Raw genomic sequence first — 20176 nt, 5'->3', positions numbered from 1 at the left:
ACAATCCGTACCCCGTCCCATCCATTAGAAACATTCCAGCAACATTGTCACAAAAAGTTCATGCAAGGTTCACAAAACGGTCACACTCGCCTGTTACGCTCTTCGAAATAAAGCAGTCCATAAGGGAGCGTGATGATGCAACATTGGAGTCGCCGTCAATTCTTGCAAGCCCTGGGCGCGGGCGGCGCGGCAGGACTGACCAGCCATTCCCTCTCCGCCCTGGCCGCGGCGGAAAACAACGACCAAATCGCCGGCCTGCGCCAGCGCATCCGCCACATCGTCGTCATCTACCAGGAAAACCGCAGCTTCGACCACTACTTCGGGGCGTACCGGCACCCGCGTGGCGCCGCCGTCGCCAACCTCCTCGGGCCCGACGGCAAAATCAGCGCCGCCTTCGACAATCTGCAGAAGAATCCGGCGGGCATCCCCTACTCCACGCTGCCCATGCCCGAAGAACTGCCCAGCCTGCAACGCCGCCTCTTGCCCAACCGCCCCTTCGCCCTCGGCCCCTACGTCCCCGCCGACCAGAACATCCCCTGGGACCCTGCCCATCTCTTTTTTCGCATGCAGCGGGAGGCCAACGGCGGCAAGATGGATCGCTTTGTCGGCATGGCCCTGAGCAAAGGCCATTTCTCTCTGGACCACGCCCCCATTTCCGACGTGGACAGCATGCAGGCCGCCTACTCCGTATCGCGGCCCAGCGGCGCCGTCCTCGGCTACTACACCCGCCAGGACCTCCCCTTCTACCACGCCCTCGCCGACCACTACGTCCTTTTCGATCACTTTCATCAGGCCATGTTTGGCGGCTCCACCGGCAACGCCCTCTTCCTCGCCGCCGCCCGTACCTGCCAGGATCCCAAGGCGCCCCGCGAATGGCGCGTGCCCAAAGACCTATCCTATGTTGATCTGCCCTATAATCAGGCGGGCTACCTCATCAACAACCTGCCGCCCTTGCAGGGCCCCACGGACGCCATCCCGGAAAAGCTCGCCATCGCCCCCGATCCGGCCGCCCAGGACTTTGCCAACATCGGCGACCGCCTCGATGCCGCCGGCGTCCCCTGGGCCTGGTACCAGGAAGGCTGGGACCGGGTAAAACCCTGGGCCATGAAGGACGCCTTCGGACCCGGCGACGGCTCGGCCATCGTCGATACCGGGGAACTCTACGTCCCCCACCACAATCCCTTCCAGTACTTCGCCCGCTGGAAGGCCTACGTCCAGGGCGGCCACCTCCGCGACGTCAGCGATTTCTTCGGCGATCTCCAGGCCGGCCGGTTACCCGCCGTCAGTTTCCTCAAGGCATCCGCCGGCCACAACGAACACCCGGCCGACTCCGCGCCGCGCTGGGGCATGGACTGGGTGGAAGGCATTCTCAACAGTCTCGCCAAAAGCCCCGCCTGGCCGCACACGCTGGTCCTCGTCACCTACGACGAAGGCGGCGGCTTCTGGGACCATGTCCCCCCGCCGGCGCGGGATTATTTCGGCCCCGGCACCCGCGTCCCCGCCCTGCTCGTGAGCGCCTGGGCGCGTCCCGGCTATGTGGACCACCGCATCGCCGACACCACCGGCATCCTCCGGCTCATCGAAACGCGCTTCCAGCTCCCGCCCCTGAACGAACGGGACGCCGCGGCCTATGCCCTGACGGATGGACTGGATTTCAGCGGGAAAGCGCGGGACCCGGCGTTTATCTGACGGAAGATAGCCCTGAACTGTGGATGGCAGGAGCACGATTATCGTATCACCTTGATCAATTAGAAAATTTGACACCCCAGATAGGGAGCGACCATGACCAAGATGCACTCCACTGCCTTGCGCAGCGCTGTAGCCTTTGCCGTTTTTGCCCTCAGCAGCGGCGCAGCCCTTGCCGCCGAGGAATCCCTCGGCACCGTCACCGGTACGGCCGCTGCCGCCAATGACTTTTTCGGCAGCGCACCGGTCGGCAACATCGGTCAGACGCCAAGCGAAGACCTGAAAAAGATCCAGCGCTTCCAAAAGGACGCCACCAACGCCGAAACCCTCATCACCAAGGGGCAATTCGAGCTCATCACCCCCACCGATTCCTACACCCAGGCCCTGCGCAACATGCCCAACACCTTCGTCGTCAGCAGCGGCGACAGCATGGACGGCGATGACATATACATCAATGGCTTCGACAAGAAGCTCATCAATTTCACCCTGGACGGCATACCACTCAACGACAACGACAGCTACACCTTCTACAGCAACGAATTCATCCCCAGCCGCCTGATATCCGGCACCAGGTACTACCCCGGCGCCGAATCGGCGGCCATACCGGGACTTGCGGCCTTCGGCGGTTCCGTGGAAACCTACAGCCTCCAGCCCTCCCCCCACCCCTTTGTCCGTCCCCTGGCCGGGATCGGATCCTTCGGCAAACACAATGCCGGCGGACTCATCAATACCGGCCTTTTCCTGCAAAACATTGCCCCCACCTCCGCCTGGGTCTATTTCAACAAAAACCAGCGGGATGGCTATTTCCAGAACAATCCATCAGTACAAAACCAGTTCCTCTTCAAGTCGGTTTCGCAAATCGGGCCCGGCCAGCTCACCTTGTTCTTCAGTCAGAACAACCAGCGCTTCAATTATTACAACGGCGCCACGGCCGCGCAGATCGCCCAGTACGGGCGCGACTACAACAGCAATACCGATCAGCCCTTCCTCGCCAACGGCAAACCCAACGCCGCCTACACCGGCTACAATTACAATCAGTACCTCAACTGGCTGAGCTATGCCAAATATGAGGCGCAATTCTCCTCGGTCAAATTCTCCAATCAATTTTACTACTATGGCAATGGCTTTAGCGCCGGCGCCAGCACCTTCAGCCAAACCGTACTGGCGCCCAATGGCCGCATTGTCCGCGCCGCCCCGCCGAGCAACGGCGTATTGCAGCGTCACAACGTCAACCAGACCGATCGCTGGGGCAATATCCTGCGCATGAGCTTTCCCCTCGGGCCGGTGGCCACCGAACTGGGTTTCTGGTTCAACCACAACGACACCACCCACGACAGCCAGTATTACAACGGCAGCACCTATGTCGGCTCCAGCTACCTCGAACCGGTGGTCACCGACACCTATGAGCCCTACGTCGCCCTCAGCTACCAGCCCATGGACCGCCTCAAGTTCAGCGCCGGCGTCAAATATCTCTATGCCACCCGCGACTTCCGCGACGATACCGCCCTGGCCCAGGGCAAACCGGGGCAGTTCAACGCCACCTTCAGCTCCGTACTACCTTCCCTTGGCGTCAACTATCGCATCCTGGACGGCTGGCATGTCTATGCCAACTTCACCCAAAACAGCAACCCTCCCGGCTATAACCAATTCTACACCGGCACCTACAATGCCAGCCTGAATCCGCAACAGGCCAACACCTACGATATCGGCACCATCTGGGATACGGGCGTGTGGTCGGGCGCGCTGGATCTCTTCCGCGTGGATTTCCAGAACTACATCCTCTCCACCACCGTCGTCCTTCCCGGCAGCGCCATCAACCAGACGGTCCTCGCCAACGCCGGCACCGCCATCAACCAGGGCATCAGTTGGCAGAACAACTTTGTCATCAATGACATTTTCAGCGCCTACGCCAACTTCGGCTTCCTCGACGCCCGGCTCAAATCGGCCGGCAAGCCCTTTCCCTATGCGCCCCATCATACCGAAGCGGCGGGCCTGATCGTGCGTTACCGCGGCTTCCGCGGCAGCATCGGCGTCAATCAGATCGGCAACGCCTATTATGCCTTGGGCGGCAGCTTCCTGCCCTTGGGCAGCCGCTTCTACACCGATGCCAGCCTGCGCTACACCTTCCGCAATGCGCCCCTGGGCCGGAGTCTGGGCTTCAAGAGCGTGAGCGCCGGCCTATATCTCAACAATCTCTTCGATCGCAGTTATATCCAGAGCTATACCGGCAGTTCGGGCAATCCCAACAGGAAGCTCAACCTGCCCACCAACGTCTATGCCTCCCTGGAGGCCACCTTCTAACAAGCCGGACGGGTGTTCCGCCCGGGACACCCCCTTTTTTCAAGTGGAGTTAGCTCATGAACTGGACCCAAATTGCCGACGTCGCCACCATGTCCGGCGGCATCCTTTACCTCATGCCCATCCTGTTGCTCATTGCCCTGACCGTGAGCATCGAGCGCTTCCTCTTTCTCAATCGCATGGTGCGCCTGGGCAATGAGGCGGCCCTGGCCGTCGAAGATCTGCCCAACCTGCAGGGACGGGCCCTGGCGGAGATCGCCGAGAAGAGCGCCTTCCCCTTCCGCGCCATCCTCGAAGGGCCGGTGCGTTTCCCGCACATCAAAGACAGCGGACGCCTTTCTGAGATCCTCCAGGAAGCAGTGATGCGGCAGGTGCCGGTATTGGACAAGCGCCTGTGGATACTTGACACCACCGTCACCCTCGCCCCCCTGCTGGGCCTGCTGGGCACCATCATCGGCATGTTCCACGCCTTCCAGGTGCTGAACAACGCCGCCCAGAACCCCACCCTCATCACCGGTTCCGTGGCGGAAGCCCTGCTCGCCACCGCGGCCGGACTGGTCATCGCCATCGTCGGCCTGGTGGCCTTCAACGGCCTGCACAATCGCATGCGCTACGTCGTTCACCAGATGGAGACCCTGCGCACCATGCTCATCAACCGCCTGGAGGGCCTCGATCACAGCCACGCCCTGATCCACAGCGAGGCCCAGCCCCTCATTTACGCCGCCGCGGAGGCCTGAGCATGCAATATCTGGAAATGCGCAAGGGGCGGGTGGAGATCATCCCCATGATCGACATCATGCTCTTCCTGCTGATCTTCTTCATCATGGTGACGATCCACATGATCCCCACCCAGGGGCTGCCCGCGCAGATGCCCGGCTCCAGCACCGCCCGCGATCTGCCCAAGCCCAAGGTCGTCCTCACCCTGCGCCAGTCCGGTGAAGTAGAGCTGGACGGCCGCGCCGTCAGCCTGCCGGACCTGGAAGCCAGGCTCCGCCAGGGCAATCCCGCCGAGACCCAGGTCACCATCGCCGCCGACCAGGGCGCCGACATCCAGGCCCTGGTCAAGGTCATGGACGCCTGCCGCCACGCCGGCGTCAGCGCCATCGGCCTGGCGGCCAAGCCGGAGTAGGGATCTTGACCACTGCCCTCGCATCCCCGTTGTTCCACACCCCGGAGGAAGGCCCCCTGCTGCGGCGGGCCTTGCTGGCCGCCATGGCAGTGGAACTGCTGGTAATCGGCAACATGGCGTTTTTCTTCCGTCAGGAAAAACCGCCGTCCCCGTCCATTCCTCCCATGCAACTGGCGCTGATCGCTCCGGAGCCGGCCAGGGTCATCCCACCGCCACAAAAACCGGCAGCGCAACCCAAGGCGGCACCCAAGCCCACGCCGAAACCGGTCGCGAAACCCCTTCCGCAGCCCGTCCGCCAGCCGGTGGAGGCAGCGCGGCCGACCGCCCCGGCGCCGAGTCTCATGCCGGTCGCGCCAGCCGATCCGTCGCCCGTGGCCGCCCCGCCCGTCCAGAACGCCACCCCGGTCAAAAGCGACCCAGGGCCCGGGGAGGACCGGGCCGGAGAGGGACAATACGCCGGCAGGGTGGCGGGCGAGATCGAAAAGCACAAGGTCTATCCCGCCAGCGCCAAGGAGCTCGGCATGACCGGCGACGTCGTCCTCGCCTACACCATCAGCCGGCAAGGCAGCGTGGTGGAGGCATCGATCCTCCAGTCCTCCGGCTTCCGGCTGCTCGACGCAGCCGCCTTGAAGGCCCTGCGCGCCAGCCGCTTTGACGCCATGACCCCCGGCCTCTGGCCCGGAACACCCGGCAAGACCTTCACCACCACCGTGCATTTCGCATTGGACGACTGACATCACCGAGGGAGCTAACAATGAAGCACATCGTGACACCACGCGCCATCGTCAAGGCCATCCTGGCCGCCACCTTCATCGGCCCCGTTCCGGCCCTTGCCGATGATCCGGTCAAAACCGACGATGTCTCGGTATTCGGCCAGAAGGAAACACGGCAGGTCCTGACCATGACCCGTTCGGAACTCAGTGAGGCCCCGCCGGGATATAGCCCCCTGGCCTCCCTGCAGAAGCTACCCGGCGTATTCTTTTCCTCATCAGACCCCCTCGGCAATTACGAGTGGGCCAGCCGCTTCAGCATCCGTGGCTTCAACCAGAACCAGCTCGGTTTCACGCTGGACGGATTGCCCCTGGGCGATCAGAGCTACGGCAATAACAACGGCCTTTCCATCGGGCGCGCCATCAGCCAGGAAAACATCAGCCGGGTCAGCGTCTCCGAGGGGGCCAGCGATACCGGCACGGCCTCCACCAGCAACCTGGGCGGCAGCGTTCAGTTCTTTTCCGTCGATCCCAAGAACCGCTTCGGCGTGACCCTGGCCGAGACCTATGGCAGCGCCAACTCCAGCCGCACCTTCCTGCGCCTGGATACCGGCGACATGGGCGCCCAGACCAAGGCCTTCGTCAGCCTGCTCTACAGCCGCGCCGACAAATGGAAAGGCTATGGCCCGCAAAGCGAAAAACAGCTCAACGCCAAGATCGTGCACTTCTTCGGCGAGAGCAAGATCACGGCTTTTGTCGACATATCCCGCCGTGATGAAAGCGACTACGCCGATCTCTCCCTCGACTCCCAGCGGCGTCTGGGCTGGAACTGGGACAATTATGCCCCGGATTTCCAGCGCGCCATCAACGCCGCCAAGGGCATATTTACCGGCGGCGTGACCAGCGTTGACGATGCCTATTATTTCGCTCGCGGCCTGCGCAACGACGAACTGGCTTATGTGAACGCCAATCTCAAGCTCTCCGCCATCGCCCGGCTCGATACCACCGTCTATTATCACCACAATGATGGGCAAGGGCATTGGTATACCCCTTATGTGCCCTCCCCATCGGGCCTGCCCATATCCATCCGCACCACGGAATATGGCATCCGCCGGGGCGGCGTCATCTCTTCGCTGGTGGCGCAGCTCAACAATCACCAACTCAGCGCCGGATTCTGGTATGAATACAACAAACATCAGCTTGCCCGGAATTACTACAATATCACCTCCGGCGACATCAATGCCTACGATCATTTCCTCAGCAACCCCTTTGCCACGGCTTTCTTGCAGCAGTTCAACACCACCACCTGGCAGTTCTTCGCCCAGGATCAGGCCACCTTCTTCAACGACCGGCTAAAAGTGACCCTGGGCGTCAAAAGCCCCCATGTGAACATTGATGCCAGCTCCCTGGTGGGCAATCGCGCTGCTGGTTCCATCAGCGCCCAGCGCGGCCTCCTGCCGCAGGTGGGCCTGAATTATCAGCTCACCCCCTCGGAGAACATTTTTTTCTCCTACGCCCAGAACATGCGCGCCTTTCAGCCGGGCGTTAGTGGACCGTTCTCCACCACCCCGGCCGCTTTCAACGCCACCTCCGGCAGCCTCAAGCCGGAAACTTCCCAGACCCTGGATATCGGCATCAAGACCCAGCGGGGCGATTTCCAGGCGTCTCTGGATGCCTATCTGGTCAACTTTGACAACCGCCTGCTGAGCATCTCCCAGTGCGCGGGCATCCTCGGCTGCCCCTCCACCATGGCCAACGTCGGCTCCGTGCATACCCGCGGCGTGGAAGGCGCCTTTCAATGGTCGCCCATCCGGGATGTGACCTGGTACAACTCCTTGACTTATACCTCTTCCAAGTACCAGTCCGACTACCTGGACGGCACGACCCTGGTACGGGCCGCCGGCAAAAATGTCGTGGATGCCCCGCGCCTGATGTTTGCCACCCAGCTCGCCTATGAACATGCCGGTTTCTTCGGCCGCCTGGGCGCAAAATATGCGGGCGAACGCTATTACACCTACACCAATGACGCCAAAGTGCCGGGCTACTGGCTGACGGACCTCAGCACCGGCTACCGCCTGCGCCGCGTCCTCGGGCTCCAGGAACTGCGCTTCCAGTTGAACATCACCAACCTCCTCAACGAAAACTACTGGGCCACCATCGGCACCAACGGCTTTGTCTCCTCCGATCCGCAGGGCACGTTCTGGACCCTGCAAAACGGCGCGCCACGTCAGGTCTTCGGTACGGTGAGCGGTACCTTCTGATGCATTCCCGGGCACCGACAGGCCATCGCCGCGTGCCCGCATCGCCTTCCCAAGTTGCGTTACGTGCCGAAACATCTGCGAAGATACTGGAGACTGCTCATGCATCGCACCTTGTTATTCCTCCTGTCCGGCGCCCTTGCCCTCCTGGCCGGCCCTGCCGCAGCGCAAAGCGCAATGGACGGGAAGGATGGGCTGCCGTCCAGTGCCGGTCACCGCGAAAGCGCAAGGGCGGAGGCAGCAGTGCTGCCCACCGGTCAGCGTATTTCGCCACAGGCCGCCCCCGGCTCCCGGTTTTGGGATCGCCTCAGGACCGATGGCGGCGCTGCGCCGGTCTATGCGCGGGGTGCCGTCAGCGCATTACCGACGCCGGACGGGCACTATTTATTGATCCTGACCTCCGGATTCAAGCTGAACGCCGATGCCCATGGCCAGCCGTCGGCGCGGCATTCACGGCAGAGCGTGATCATCGAGGACGTCTCCGACCCTCACCAGCCGCAAACCGTCCAGGTCCTGCCCATCGACAACAGCTTTTGCGGCATGGCCCTGTCGGCGGACGGCAAAACCCTCTATGTGGGCGGCGGCGTCGATGACAACGTGCTGATTTTCAAAAAAACGGAGCCCTCCGGATCGTGGCGGGCCGATGGCCATCCCATCCCTCTCGGACACCGGTCCGGCCTTGGTCTCCACGTCAAGCCCCTCACCGCCGGCCTCGCCCTCAGCCCCGACGGCAAGCGCCTCCTCGTGAGCAATTTCTACAATGATTCGGTGAGCATGATCGACCTGGACCAACGCCGCGTTCTCCGGGACATGGACCTGCGTCCCGGCCCCAGCGAAGGGCGGCACGGACAGGCCGGGGGGGAAAGCCCCTTCTGGATCGTCATGGATCAGCGGCAGCGCGCCTATGTCTCCAGCATGCGCGACCGCGAAATCGTCGTCATGGACACCGCCAACGACGATCCGCAGGTCGTCGCCCGCATCGCCACGCCGGGGAATCCCAACCGCCTGATCCTGGACGAGGCCCGCCAGCGGCTCTACGTGGCCATGGAAAACCGCGACAGCATCGCCGTCATCGACACCCAAAAACTCCAGTTACAGGGTCAGGTCGGCCTGCTTCCGGAGGAGGCGCACCGCACCGGGACCCCGGGAGTTTCCCCGGGCGAAGAAAATCTGGGCTGGTCGGCCAACGCCCTCGGCATCTCGCCGGATCATCGGCGGCTTTACGCCACCCTGGGCCAGATGAATGCCGTAGCCGTGCTCTCCCTGACGGGAGCAATGCCGCGCAGCCTCGGCCTCCTGCCAACGGCATGGTCGCCGCAGGATCTGGTCCCGGCACCGGCCGGCGACGCCCTTTGGGTGATCAACAATAAATCCGTTCCCGGAGCCAATCCGGGATATTGCTCCGGTTATCGCCATGGCTGCATCGCCTCGTCCCCCGTCCGGCCGCAACCCAATCAATACATTTTGCAACTTTCCCTTTCGGGCCTGCAGGAGATTCCGCACCCGGCCAAGGTGGACCTCCCATCCATGACCTCGGTGGTCCTGAAAAACAACCATTCCGCCCTCCTTTCCCGCACCGACCGGCAGGTCATGGATTTCCTGCACCGGCATATCCGGCACGTCATCTATATCGTCAAGGAAAACCGTTCCTACGATCAGGTGCTGGGCGACCTTCCCCGCGGCAACGGCGACCCCTCCCTCACCGAATTTCCCCGGGCCGTGACCCCCAACCAGCATCGCTTCGCCCTGGATTTTGTCCTGCTCGATCACTTTCTGGATACGGGGGAAGTGAGCGGCGATGGCTGGGCCTGGTCCACCGCGGCCCGGGAGTCGGACATCAACAGCAAAATGCTGCCCAACAATTATGCCCAAGGCGGCGGTTCCTACGATTGGGAAGGCACCAATCGCAATGTCAATGTGGGCCTGGAGGGGAAAGAACGGCGCGCGGCCAATCCCGACACCCCCGAGGACCCGGACCTTCTGCCAGGGACCGCCGACCTTGCCGCACCGGACAGCGCCGCCGGACGGCACCAGCAAGGTTATCTGTGGAGCGCCGCCCTGCGCCACGGACTCAGCCTGCGCAATTATGGATTTTTTGTGGACCTGGAACGCTATGGGGCCGGCAGCAAGCAGATCCCCCTATCGCGCCACCCCTACCAGGACCAGATCATCCAGGCCTATCCGGCCAATCCGGAACTCGCCGCCCATACCGATCCCTTTTTCCGCAGCTTTGATAACGCCTACCCGGATTATTATCGCTACCGGGAATGGGAGCGGGAATTCCGCGCCTATGAACGCAATGGCAAACTGCCCGCCCTCTCGCTCATACGCTTCATGAATGACCATACGGGGAAATTTGCCCAAGCCATGGATGGCGTCAACACGCCGGAACTCCAGGTCGCAGACAATGATTTTGCCGTCGGCTTGCTGGCGGAGCGGATCGCCCATAGCCGCTACGCCCGGGATACCCTGATATTCGTGGTGGAAGATGACGCCCAGGACGGCCCGGACCATGTGGATGCCCACCGCAGCATCGCCTTCGTCGTCGGCCCCTATGTGAAGCAAGGCGCGGTGCTTTCCACCCCCTACAACACCCTCAACCTGCTGCGCACCATGGAGATGGTGCTGGGACTGCCGCCCCTGAGCGCCCTGGACGGCGCCGCCCGCCCGATGAGCGACATCTTCGATCCCCGGCAAAAGCAATGGAGCTTCCAGGCCTGCCCCTCGGGGATGCTGCACAGCACCGCCCTCGCCAGCCGCTGGCCAGCCAGATATCGATCCTGCAGCAGCGCCCAAAGCCATTTGCGGCCTTTGCACGACGGGAAATACTGGGCCGCAAAAACCCGGGGAATGGATTTTTCGGCCGAAGACCGCATTGATACTGCCCAATATAATCGCATCCTTTGGGAAGGCATCATGCACGCGCCGCAACCCAATTGAGCGATGCACATGAGCATGGCGGTTGACGCAAAAAATGTTTATCCCCATCAGTTCATACGAACGGAATCAAAAAAGATGACTCCAGAACTTGCGCAGATGCCCGGTTATCGGCTTTCCGGAGAGGGCAAGGCCATGCAGCGAGCCCTTGGCCTCGCCCTTTTGGTAGAGATCCTCGCCTTGACCGCCGTCTTCTACAGTATCCACCATCAGCACCCCGTCCAGGCCGCTCTGCCGCCCATGCGAATCGCCCTGGTTACACCGGAACCCCCCGCCAAGCCGGTGACGCCCCCTACGCCGACAGCAAAGCCCAAGGTCGAAGAGACGCCAAAACCCGTGCTTCAGAAAATGACACCCAAGCCCCACCCACAACCCACGCCGCCTCAACCGATCAAGGAGGTGCTGCCCCCATCGCCCGTGCCGAGCCCGGTGGCGGCCCCGCCCGCACCGGAAACACCCGCGCCGCCCCCACCCAGCCCGTCCCTCGTCGATCCGGCGGTACGCGAGGATTACCTCGCCCAGGTCAAGGGCGCCATCCAGGCCGCCGTGCGCTTCCCCGAGAACGCCCGCATGCTCGGCGAGGAAGGCAAGGTCCAACTGCGTTTCCTCCTCCACGACGGCCAGATCGGCGATGTCGAGATCCTCCGCCACGGGGCCATGGAGGTCTTTGACCGGGCCGCCATCGCCGCCCTGCAAAACGCCTCTCTGCCTGGCACCCCCCGGGACCTGACCGGCAAAAACTTCACCCTCACGGTCTGGGTCGAATTCCGCCTCCACCGGGATTGATCCCGGATTCGGCAACTGGCGGGAATTGCGCCGGCAATGGGAGATGCCTGCCGGCGGACCCGGTTATTGAAAGCGCCGGATGGGCCAGGACAGTTCGGCGCAAAGTCCACCCTGGGGAGCGTTATACAGACGCAGGAGCATTCCCTGGGCCTCGGCCAGTTGGCGGGCGATGGCCAGGCCTAAGCCGCTGCCCTTGCTGTGCCCGCGGGCATTGTCGAAGCGGAAAAAAGGCTCGAAGACCTGTTCCAGAACCGCCTCTGGTATGCCGGGGCCGGCATCGCAAAGGATGAGAAGCCAGCGCCCCCCGGCCTTTTCCAGACGTAGACCCACCTGCCCGCCGCCATGTTGCAAGGCATTGTCGAAAAGATTGCCGAGCAAACGGCGCAGGGCCTCCCGATCGCCACGGAAAGGGAAATGTTCGGGAATCCTGGCCGAGCAAATGCCGCCCGCCCGCCCGAACTCTTCTGTCAACTCCCGCAGCAAGACACCGAGATCAAAGTCCGCCGCCCGCCGATGCATCATCCCCCGCCCCAGGGCCAGGGCCTGAGCCAGGAGGGACTCCGTGCGCTCCAGATCCTGCAACATTCCTTCGCGCAGATGGGGGGGAACGTCCTCCGGCAGGAGCTCCCAGGCCATGCGCAGGCGCGCCAGGGGTGAGCGCAGGTCGTGGGAGATGCCCGTCAACAGGAGCGATTGATGATCGACCATGGCCTGCAGGCGCGTGCGCATCCGGGCAAAGGCGCCAATGAGGTCCAGAAGCTCCTGCGGCCCCTCCCGCGGCAGTTCCGGCAACGGCGCATTCCAGGATTGGCCCACCGCCGTGGACAGGATGGCCAAAGGACGCAGCACCCGACGCACCAGGACAATGGTCAGAATCACCAGGGCCAGGGTCGAGAAGGTCAGGATGAAGATGATCGCCACGGGCAGGGAACTGGCCAAGCGCCGCCGATCGAAGTGCACCCAGATCCTTTCCCCGTCCATGGGAATCTGCACCCAGAAGGTGCGTGCCGCCCCGCTGCGAACGAATACGGGGATGTGCATGGCCAGGCGCCGGCTCAGGGCGCGGCTCAGGAGGGTGCCATAGAGATGGACGGCGCGGGTGCCCGTCAGGTTTCCCCGTGCCGGTTCCAGGACCAGGCCATTGTCCATTTGCAAGCTCTCCTGATAGGCCGGGCGGGCTGCCGCGGGCAACTCCACATAGGTCTTGGCGCTGATCAGGATAAGGCCCGCCAGATCCTCCGCCGAACGCTGCGTCAAGGGATAGAGCACGGTCACCACGATGATGACGACGCTCAAGACCTGCAAAAGCACGATACCCAGGCCCAGGGTCCAGGCCGTCTGGGCAAAAAGACTGCGTCCCCGGAAAATCCTCACGGCTGCGGCACGAGGCGGTAGCCCGCCCCGCGCTCCGTGAGCAAGTATTGGGGCTGGCGCGGATTTTCCTCCAGCACCCGGCGCAGGCGGGTGACGCGCACATCGATGCTCCGGTCGAAGCGGCCATCCTCCTCACCACCGAGCAATTGCAATAAAAGCTCCCGGCTCAGCACCCGCCGCGGGCGGCGGGCAAAGACCAGCAACAGCTCCATCTCCGCCGGGTTGAGATCCACCGCCTCGCCATGGCGGTACAAACGCCGCTCCAGGAAATCCAGGCGGAAAGGGCCGAAGCTGAGCTGGTCCCCGCTTTCATCCCTTCCGCCGCGGCGCAGGAGGACGCGCAGGCGCGCCACCAGCTCCCGGGCATTGAAGGGCTTGGCGAGATAGTCGTCGACCCCGCTTTCGAGGCCCATGATGCGCTCATCGTCCTCACCCCGGGCCGAGAGCATGAGGATGGGCGGCCCGCCCCTTTCCCGCAGTTGCCGCGCCAGGGTAATGCCATCGGCCCCCGGCAACATCCAGTCGAGAACAATGACATCCACCGGCGCCTCCGCCAGGGCCGCCCACATTTGCTGCCCGCCATGGGCCACCCGCACGCCGAAGCCCTGCCCCTCCAGATATTCCTGGAGCATCTGCGCCAGCCGCTGATCATCGTCCACTATCAAGACCACCGCCATGGAAACCCCCGGAAACATTCCTGAAATTATTCTCTTCTAATCTTAGCAAGATCACGGCACGGCGACAGCCCATTCTCTCCAATAGGAGGAGCATAAGATGAGGAAAAATAGCAGCTTGATGCCGGCAGCAGCCACCTTCCTTAGCCCTGCCGTATCCCGGAAGGCAATGGTCAACGGCATCGCTACCCGGCAAGGGGAAATGGCCCGATCCATGCGCACCAATGCCGCCGACAACACCCAACTCCATTCATCCAGGAAATATTCCAGAAACAATTTACCGGTAATCTCTCTTCCATCGCGGTACAGCGATCCCAGATCTTCTGAAAATGAGCGGAGCGTCATGAAAGAGTAGGCACCCCCTTCGGCAAGGGCGGCGGCCAACAAGTCGGCGGTTCAGCCCGATTTTTGTAGTGGTAGCGGTTGTAGTGGTTGTAGCGGTTGTTTTGCGGCTATTAGGCGAACTCCTGTAGTTCGCCTTTTTTTATGCCCGCGGGGCTCTATGCTAGAATGACGTCATCTCATCACAGAGGACTCCCCATGGACGTCAAAGCCCAGCGCCTGATCTGGATCGACCTGGAAATGACTGGCCTGCACCCGGAACAGGACGAGATTCTCGAAATAGCCACCCTGGTCACCGATAGTGACCTGCGCGTCCTCTGCGCAGGACCCGTCCTCGCCGTGCATCACGACGAGGCCGTCCTGGCGCGCATGGACGACTGGAACCGGCGCACCCACGGCGCCTCCGGCCTCATCGGCCGCGTCCGGGAGAGCCGCCTGGACACCGCCGCCGTCGAGGCCCAGACCATCGACTTTCTCAGTGCCCACGTTACCCCCGGCACCTCTCCCATCTGCGGCAACAGCGTCTGCCAGGACCGCCGCTTCCTCGCCCGCCACATGCCGCATCTGGAGCGTTTCTTCCACTACCGCATGATCGACGTCAGCACCCTGAAGGAACTGGCCCACCGCTGGTATCCCGAACTGCCCAAATTCCCCAAGAGCGAACGCCACGAGGCCCTCTCGGACATTCGCGAATCCCTCGCCGAACTGGCCTACTATCGGACCCGGATATTCCGCATCAGCGGGGTGGAAACGGCTGGCAACAGCGCTGAGGTGGACGTCCCCTAATCCTTCACCGGCATGGGCAGGTTGTGGATGAGGTCCACCCGCACCCGGACTTCGATACCCTCCGCCAAGACCCGGCAACGCAAATAGTCGCCGGCCGGCGTGGCTTCCAGCTCTAAGGGCAGGACCAGCTCCAGGTAATGCATGGCGGTCCCCTCCTCCTCCCAGTGCAGGCGCATCTGCTCCGATGTTAAGATGGCGATCTCCAGGCGCTCCGCAACTTGCGGCGGCGTCGGCGGTGGCGACACGATGGGCTTCATGGGGGCTCCCGAAATGGATGTGGATCTCTTCTACGAACTGGCCGTACCCGAACATTTGGGGCGCAGCGAGGCGCAAGTTTATCACGAAACCCTCGACGAACTGAGCCTTGCCGACGACTTGGGCTTCCACGGGGCGTGGTTGGTGGAGCATCATTTCATGCGCCAATACTCCCATTCCAGCAGCCCCGAAACCTTCCTCGCCGCCGCCAGCCAGCGCACCCGACACTTGCGCCTCGGTCACGCCGTCGTCGTCATGCCCTACAACCATCCCGTGCGCGTTGCCGAACGCAGCGCCGCCCTCGACATCCTCAGCAACGGCCGCCTCGATCTGGGCCTGGGCCGGGGCTTCTCGCCCAAGGAATACGCCCTCTTCGGCGCGGAGATGGCGGACAGCCGCGCCCATGTGCAGGAGGGCCTGGCCATCCTCCGCGCCGCGCCGGGAGGGGCCTTCAGCCACCACGGCAGGATTTATCAGTTTGACGACATCGAGATCCTGCCCAAGCCCCTCCAACGCCCCCACCCGCCCCTGTGGACCGCCGCCGTGAGCCCGCCCACCTTCACCTGGGCCGCGCAGGAAGGCATCGGCGTGCTGGCGGGCCCTTTCAAGCCGTGGTTTCTCATCAAACAGGACCTCAAGGCCTATCGCCGCGCCTGGCGCCAAGCCCACGGCGGGGGCGCGCCGGCAGCGGGGCTGAATAACGCCTTCGCCATGACCATCGGCTGCCTGTGCCTGGAGGACGGGGACGAGGCCCGGCGCCTGGCCCAAGGCTTTCACTGGTATTACCAGCGCCTCCTCGACCAGACCCGCCCCGTCCTCGCCCAGTTGCGCGACAGCTATGAATACTACCATCGCCTGGGCTTCCTCGAACCCCTCCTGCGCCGCACCCTCACCCTGCCGCTGCTGGAGCGCATGGGCATGGTGGTGGTGGGCGATCCGGAGGAATGCCGCAAAAAGCTTTCCCGCTACGCCCGCGCCGGGGTGGACCGCCTCATCCTCGCCGTGGGCGCCGGCATGGTGCCCACGGCCGTCGCCCAGCGCTCCCTGCACCTCCTCGCCCGGGAAGTCCTGCCCGCCCTGCGCGCGAGCGCGGCCGACGCCGCCTGAACCGGTGCGCGTACTCGTCACCGGCGCCGCCGGACATACCGCCCGCGCCCTCCTGCCGGCATTGCTGGCGGACCCCCGTATCGACCGGGTCGTCGCCCTCGACCGCCACCCCCCCCTCCTCACCCATCCCCGCCTCTCGCCGGTCCAGGCCGACATCCGCGACCCGGGCCTGGCCCGCCACCTGGAGGGCGCAGACGCGGTCATCCATCTCGCCTTCATCGTCCTCGCCCAGTCCTTGGGCCGCCAGCGCCGCGACCGCGCCCTCATGCGCGCCATCAATGTCGGCGGCAGCCGGAATCTCTTTCGCTCCGCCCGGCAGGCGGGCGTGCGCCAAGTCGTCTATACCAGCAGCGTCGCCGCCTATGGGGCCTGGCCCGACAACCCCGCCCTCATCCCCGAAACCCAGCCCTGCCGTCCCCAGCCGGGCTTTGCCTACAGCGAAGACAAGGCCGCCGTGGAGCAATGGCTGGATATCTTCACCCGCCAGTACCCGGATCTCGCCGTTACCCGCCTGCGCCTCCACGCCGTGATCGGCCCCCATGGCCAAGCCCTGGTCAATGCCATTGCCGCCAGTCCCATCGGTCTGCGCCTGGCCGACCCCGACCTGCGCATCCAGTGCATTCATGAGGAGGACGCCGTCAGCGCCATCCTCGCCGCCCTTCATTATGGTCAAATGGGCATCTTCAACATCGCCGCTCCCCAGCCCATCCCCTGGCACGAAATTCGCCGCCGCATCACCCTGCCGATCCCCATCGCCCTGGCCCACGGCCTGCACCGCGTGGTCTGGCCCTTCACCGACGCCCTGGGCGATCCCGGCTGGCTCCGGGGCTTGCGCTATCCCCTGGTCGTCGCTACCCAGCGGGCGGAGACGGAACTCGCCTGGCAAGCCCGCTACGACGTGGCCGCCGCCATTGCCCGGGTCCGGGCCGGAAAATAACCCGCCTAACGCCCTTGGACCCACGCCCGCAGCGTGGCAGAATGCCTCATGAACTTTGCTCGGCACATTTCCATGAAGGCTCAGGTCCAGACCCACCACGACGCCCTGGTCACCCGGCTGGGCGCGCACAGCAGCCATTATCGCGATCCGGTGCAAAGCATTCCCTGGGAGAGCCTGGATCCTGACGCCCCCTGGCTCCCCGACGAACTCCTCTCCCTCTATGGGACCTCCGAGTTTGCCGATCTCTCCAAGGAGGATCGCCTGCGTTTGTCCCAGTGCGAATTCGTCTCCTTTTGCGAACTGGGCCTGTGGCTGGAAGCCCTGTTCATCCAGCGCTTGGGCAGCAACTCCCTCAACGAGCTGTATCACGATCCCATCAGCTATCATTACCAATTGCATGAACTGCGCGAGGAGGTCGGCCACAGCCTCATGTTTCTGGAACTGCAAAGGCGCTCCCAGATCCCCTTCATGACCCCCCTTGGCGAGCGCCCGCCTCTGGCCCGGCTCTTCGCCCGCTTCGCCCCCCAGCGCTCGGCCGCCTTCTGGGCCACCATCCTCATCGGCGAAAACGTGCCCGACCGCATGAATCGCCTCATCTTCGCCCACAAGACGCTGCCGGCCGCCGTGCTCGCCATTACCCAGTTGCACATGCGCGAAGAGGCCCGCCACATGGCCTTCGCCCGCACCACCATCAAGACCCGCAGCCAGCACTTGCGTCCCTGGCAGAAACGCGCCGTGGCCCCCCTGCTGCGGGAAGTCATGCGCCAATTCCTGCGCACCTGTTTTTTCCCCTCGGTTCAGGTCTATGCTGCGGCGGGACTAAGCCATCCGCAGCTCTGGGCCCGCCGGGCGCGCCGTAATCCCCATCGCATCGCCCTCATGAACACCTGCGCCGCCCCCAGCCGGGATTTTTTACGCAATCAGGGTTTTCTCCTATGACCCCCTTTCCGGATGCTATACTGCCCTTATGAATACTCCCCAAAAGATGCGTTTTCACCCTGGCACCATCCTCGCCTCCCCGGATGCGCAAGAAGTGCTGGGCGCCGGCGGCACCGACCCGCAAGAGCTGATCTATCGCCATGTCACCGGTGACTGGGATCCGTCCATGGAAGCCGATCTCATCGCCGCCAGCGAACGCGCCATTGCCGAAGGCGGCGTAGTGGTCAGCACTTGGCAGTTGGGCGGCTATACCTTGTGGATCCGCACCGATGCCGCCCGGGAAACCACCATCCTCGACATCCCCCTCGACAACTGAAGGCCTCGGCATGAAAGTCCTGCACATTCCCACGCAGCCCTTCCCCGACCAGCGCCCCGGGACCTCGGGCCTGCGTAAGAAGGTGCGGGTATTTCAACAGGCGCCCTACCTGCACAACTTCATCCAGGCCATCTGCAACGCCCTCCCCGGCCACGAGGGCCAAACCCTCGTCCTGGGTGGGGACGGCCGTTATTTCAATCGCGAAGCCGTGCAGATCATCCTCAAGATGGCCGCCGCCAATGGCTGGGGGCGCGTCATCGTCGGCCGGGGCGGGCTCTTTTCCACGCCCGCCGTCTCCACCGTCATCCGCGCCCGCCACGCCTTTGGCGGCATCATCCTCAGCGCCTCCCATAATCCCGGCGGCCCGGAGCATGACTTCGGCGTCAAATACAACATCGGCAACGGCGGCCCCGCCCCCGAATCCGTCACCGAGGCCATCTGGGCCGCCAGCAAGGTCCTCAGCGCCTACCAGATCCTCGATGCCGCCGATATCGACATCGACCACGAAGGCGAAACCCGGCTGGGCGCCATGACCGTCGAGGTCAGCAACCCCGTCAGCGAATACGCCGCCCTCATGGAGCGCCTCTTCGACTTCAACGCCCTCGCCCGGCTTCTGCAAGGGCCCTTTCGCATGCGCTTTGACGCCCTGCACGCCATCACCGGCCCCTACGCCCACGAGATCTTTGAAAAGCGCCTGGGCGCCCCCATGGGCACAGTAGTCAACGGGACCCCCCTGCCCGACTTTGGCGGCGGCCACCCCGATCCCAATCTCGTTTATGCCAAAGCCCTGGCCGACGAACTCTTCGGCGCCGATGCCCCCGACTTTGGGGCCGCCTCCGATGGCGACGGCGATCGCAACATGATCCTCGGCAAACAGTTTTTCGTCACTCCCAGCGACTCCCTCGCCGTCCTCGCCGCCCAGGCCACCTGCATCCCCGCCTATGGCGACGGTCTGCGGGGGATCGCCCGCTCCATGCCCACCAGCCAGGCCGCCGATGTGGTGGCCAAGGCCCTCGGCATCCCCTGCTTCGAAACCCCCACCGGCTGGAAATTCTTTGGCAATCTCCTGGACGCGGGGCGCATCACCTTTTGCGGGGAGGAAAGCTTCGGCACCGGCTCCAACCATATCCGGGAAAAGGACGGGCTCTGGGCGGTGCTCGCCTGGCTGTCCATCATCGCACACCATGGCCAGAGCGTAGCCGAAATCGTTCGCGCCCACTGGGCCCGCCATGGCCGCCACTACTACACCCGCCATGATTACGAAGATCTTTCGGCGGAAGTGGGCGCGCAAATGATGCACGCGCTGGCGGCGCAATTCCCCATCCTGGCCGGGCAAACCCTCGCCGGCCACACGGTGGACAGCGCCGACGACTTTGCCTATACCGACCCCGTCGATGGCAGCCAAAGCCTCCATCAGGGCCTGCGCCTGCGCTTCACCGACGGTAGCCGCCTCATCTTCCGCCTTTCCGGAACCGGCACCGAAGGCGCCACCCTGCGCATCTATCACGAACAGTACGAAATCGATCCGGCGCGCCAGCAGCAGGACCCGCAGCGCGCCCTGCGCGATCTCATCTCCCTCGGCCGCGGGCTCACCCGCATGGAAGCCCTCACCGGCCGCAAGGCGCCCACCGTCGTCACCTGA

18 protein-coding genes are annotated in these 20176 nt (G+C 63.7%); 14 read left to right on the top strand and 4 right to left on the bottom strand.

Annotation, left to right across the window (positions count from 1 at the left end; genetic code table 11):
* Positions 1 to 132: 132 nt before the first annotated feature.
* From ACP5MM_RS04245 to ACP5MM_RS04210, 8 genes are all read left to right on the top strand, one after another.
* A complete protein-coding gene (locus ACP5MM_RS04245; protein ID WP_427934156.1) occupies positions 133 to 1689 on the top strand; it encodes a phospholipase C in 1557 nt (518 codons plus the stop codon).
* Between the two features lie 93 nt (positions 1690 to 1782).
* Positions 1783 to 3987 carry a TonB-dependent receptor gene (locus ACP5MM_RS04240; protein ID WP_427934155.1) on the top strand — a complete coding sequence of 735 codons (2205 nt, stop codon included), beginning with the start codon at positions 1783 to 1785 and terminating at the stop codon, positions 3985 to 3987.
* Positions 3988 to 4043: 56 nt separating this feature from the next.
* Positions 4044 to 4721 (top strand): MotA/TolQ/ExbB proton channel family protein, encoded by a 678-nt coding sequence (locus tag ACP5MM_RS04235; RefSeq protein ID WP_427933469.1) that lies wholly within the window; start codon positions 4044 to 4046, stop codon positions 4719 to 4721.
* Between the two features lie 2 nt (positions 4722 to 4723).
* On the top strand, positions 4724 to 5113 hold the full coding sequence (locus ACP5MM_RS04230; protein WP_427933467.1) for an ExbD/TolR family protein: 390 nt from the start codon (positions 4724 to 4726) through the stop codon (positions 5111 to 5113).
* Between the two features lie 5 nt (positions 5114 to 5118).
* Positions 5119 to 5847, top strand: coding sequence for a TonB family protein (locus tag ACP5MM_RS04225; protein ID WP_427933465.1), 729 nt, complete (start codon positions 5119 to 5121; stop codon positions 5845 to 5847).
* Positions 5848 to 5867: 20 nt separating this feature from the next.
* Positions 5868 to 8084, top strand: coding sequence for a TonB-dependent receptor (locus ACP5MM_RS04220; RefSeq protein ID WP_427934154.1), 2217 nt, complete (start codon positions 5868 to 5870; stop codon positions 8082 to 8084).
* A gap of 99 nt (positions 8085 to 8183) precedes the next feature.
* Complete coding sequence (locus tag ACP5MM_RS04215) at positions 8184 to 11021, top strand: bifunctional YncE family protein/alkaline phosphatase family protein (protein WP_427933240.1); 2838 nt, start codon at positions 8184 to 8186, stop codon at positions 11019 to 11021.
* A 75-nt stretch (positions 11022 to 11096) separates the two neighbouring features.
* Positions 11097 to 11804, top strand: coding sequence for an energy transducer TonB (locus ACP5MM_RS04210; protein WP_427933242.1), 708 nt, complete (start codon positions 11097 to 11099; stop codon positions 11802 to 11804).
* Positions 11805 to 11867: 63 nt separating this feature from the next.
* On the opposite strand, the gene ACP5MM_RS04205 is transcribed toward ACP5MM_RS04210, so the two are convergent.
* Genes ACP5MM_RS04205 through ACP5MM_RS04195 form a run of 3 tightly spaced genes read right to left on the bottom strand, consistent with a single transcriptional unit; the run spans position 11868 to position 14239 of the window.
* Positions 11868 to 13178, bottom strand: coding sequence for a sensor histidine kinase (locus ACP5MM_RS04205; RefSeq protein WP_427933243.1), 1311 nt, complete (start codon positions 13176 to 13178; stop codon positions 11868 to 11870).
* On the bottom strand, positions 13175 to 13855 hold the full coding sequence (locus tag ACP5MM_RS04200) for a response regulator (protein ID WP_427933244.1): 681 nt from the start codon (positions 13853 to 13855) through the stop codon (positions 13175 to 13177). The genes ACP5MM_RS04205 and ACP5MM_RS04200 overlap by 4 nt, the downstream gene beginning before the upstream one ends.
* A 51-nt stretch (positions 13856 to 13906) precedes the next feature.
* Positions 13907 to 14239 (bottom strand): hypothetical protein, encoded by a 333-nt coding sequence (locus tag ACP5MM_RS04195; protein WP_427934153.1) that lies wholly within the window; start codon positions 14237 to 14239, stop codon positions 13907 to 13909.
* Positions 14240 to 14392: 153 nt separating this feature from the next.
* Between ACP5MM_RS04195 and orn the strand changes: the two genes are divergently transcribed.
* Positions 14393 to 14980 (top strand): oligoribonuclease, encoded by a 588-nt coding sequence (gene orn / locus ACP5MM_RS04190; protein WP_427933247.1) that lies wholly within the window; start codon positions 14393 to 14395, stop codon positions 14978 to 14980.
* Here orn and ACP5MM_RS04185 read toward each other — a convergent pair.
* Complete coding sequence (locus tag ACP5MM_RS04185) at positions 14977 to 15237, bottom strand: hypothetical protein (protein WP_427933249.1); 261 nt, start codon at positions 15235 to 15237, stop codon at positions 14977 to 14979. The genes orn and ACP5MM_RS04185 overlap by 4 nt on opposite strands.
* On the opposite strand from ACP5MM_RS04185, the gene ACP5MM_RS04180 reads away from it, so the two are divergent.
* The 5 genes from ACP5MM_RS04180 (at position 15236) to ACP5MM_RS04160 (ending at position 20176) form a co-directional block, all read left to right on the top strand.
* Complete coding sequence (locus tag ACP5MM_RS04180) at positions 15236 to 16342, top strand: LLM class flavin-dependent oxidoreductase (RefSeq protein ID WP_427933250.1); 1107 nt, start codon at positions 15236 to 15238, stop codon at positions 16340 to 16342. The genes ACP5MM_RS04185 and ACP5MM_RS04180 overlap by 2 nt on opposite strands.
* 4 nt (positions 16343 to 16346) lie before the next feature.
* On the top strand, positions 16347 to 17279 hold the full coding sequence (locus tag ACP5MM_RS04175) for an NAD-dependent epimerase/dehydratase family protein (protein ID WP_427934152.1): 933 nt from the start codon (positions 16347 to 16349) through the stop codon (positions 17277 to 17279).
* Positions 17280 to 17351: 72 nt separating this feature from the next.
* On the top strand, positions 17352 to 18218 hold the full coding sequence (locus ACP5MM_RS04170) for a diiron oxygenase (protein WP_427934151.1): 867 nt from the start codon (positions 17352 to 17354) through the stop codon (positions 18216 to 18218).
* Positions 18219 to 18246: 28 nt separating this feature from the next.
* On the top strand, positions 18247 to 18534 hold the full coding sequence (locus ACP5MM_RS04165) for a hypothetical protein (RefSeq protein ID WP_427933446.1): 288 nt from the start codon (positions 18247 to 18249) through the stop codon (positions 18532 to 18534).
* A 10-nt stretch (positions 18535 to 18544) separates the two neighbouring features.
* Positions 18545 to 20176, top strand: a complete 1632-nt coding sequence (locus ACP5MM_RS04160) for an alpha-D-glucose phosphate-specific phosphoglucomutase (RefSeq protein ID WP_427933448.1) — start codon at positions 18545 to 18547, stop codon at positions 20174 to 20176.

This window comes from Acidithiobacillus sp., assembly GCF_049965315.1.
Lineage (GTDB): Bacteria > Pseudomonadota > Gammaproteobacteria > Acidithiobacillales > Acidithiobacillaceae > Acidithiobacillus_B.
Note: the sequence above shows the minus strand (reverse complement) of the source record. Positions and strands in the feature narration are given on the sequence as shown.

What these genes read in the sequence shown, in the direction of transcription:
- ACP5MM_RS04170 (WP_427934151.1), top strand. Translation starts at nt 17,352, where the DNA reads ATGAAGGCTCAGGTCCAGACCCACCACGACGCCCTGGTCACCCGGCTG.
- ACP5MM_RS04185 (WP_427933249.1), bottom strand. Translation starts at nt 15,237, where the DNA reads ATGAAGCCCATCGTGTCGCCACCGCCGACGCCGCCGCAAGTTGCGGAG.
- ACP5MM_RS04240 (WP_427934155.1), top strand. Translation starts at nt 1,783, where the DNA reads ATGACCAAGATGCACTCCACTGCCTTGCGCAGCGCTGTAGCCTTTGCC.
- ACP5MM_RS04160 (WP_427933448.1), top strand. Translation starts at nt 18,545, where the DNA reads ATGAAAGTCCTGCACATTCCCACGCAGCCCTTCCCCGACCAGCGCCCC.
- ACP5MM_RS04215 (WP_427933240.1), top strand. Translation starts at nt 8,184, where the DNA reads ATGCATCGCACCTTGTTATTCCTCCTGTCCGGCGCCCTTGCCCTCCTG.
- ACP5MM_RS04230 (WP_427933467.1), top strand. Translation starts at nt 4,724, where the DNA reads ATGCAATATCTGGAAATGCGCAAGGGGCGGGTGGAGATCATCCCCATG.
- ACP5MM_RS04220 (WP_427934154.1), top strand. Translation starts at nt 5,868, where the DNA reads ATGAAGCACATCGTGACACCACGCGCCATCGTCAAGGCCATCCTGGCC.
- ACP5MM_RS04200 (WP_427933244.1), bottom strand. Translation starts at nt 13,855, where the DNA reads ATGGCGGTGGTCTTGATAGTGGACGATGATCAGCGGCTGGCGCAGATG.
- ACP5MM_RS04235 (WP_427933469.1), top strand. Translation starts at nt 4,044, where the DNA reads ATGAACTGGACCCAAATTGCCGACGTCGCCACCATGTCCGGCGGCATC.
- orn (WP_427933247.1), top strand. Translation starts at nt 14,393, where the DNA reads ATGGACGTCAAAGCCCAGCGCCTGATCTGGATCGACCTGGAAATGACT.
- ACP5MM_RS04180 (WP_427933250.1), top strand. Translation starts at nt 15,236, where the DNA reads ATGGGGGCTCCCGAAATGGATGTGGATCTCTTCTACGAACTGGCCGTA.
- ACP5MM_RS04210 (WP_427933242.1), top strand. Translation starts at nt 11,097, where the DNA reads ATGACTCCAGAACTTGCGCAGATGCCCGGTTATCGGCTTTCCGGAGAG.
- ACP5MM_RS04165 (WP_427933446.1), top strand. Translation starts at nt 18,247, where the DNA reads ATGAATACTCCCCAAAAGATGCGTTTTCACCCTGGCACCATCCTCGCC.
- ACP5MM_RS04245 (WP_427934156.1), top strand. Translation starts at nt 133, where the DNA reads ATGATGCAACATTGGAGTCGCCGTCAATTCTTGCAAGCCCTGGGCGCG.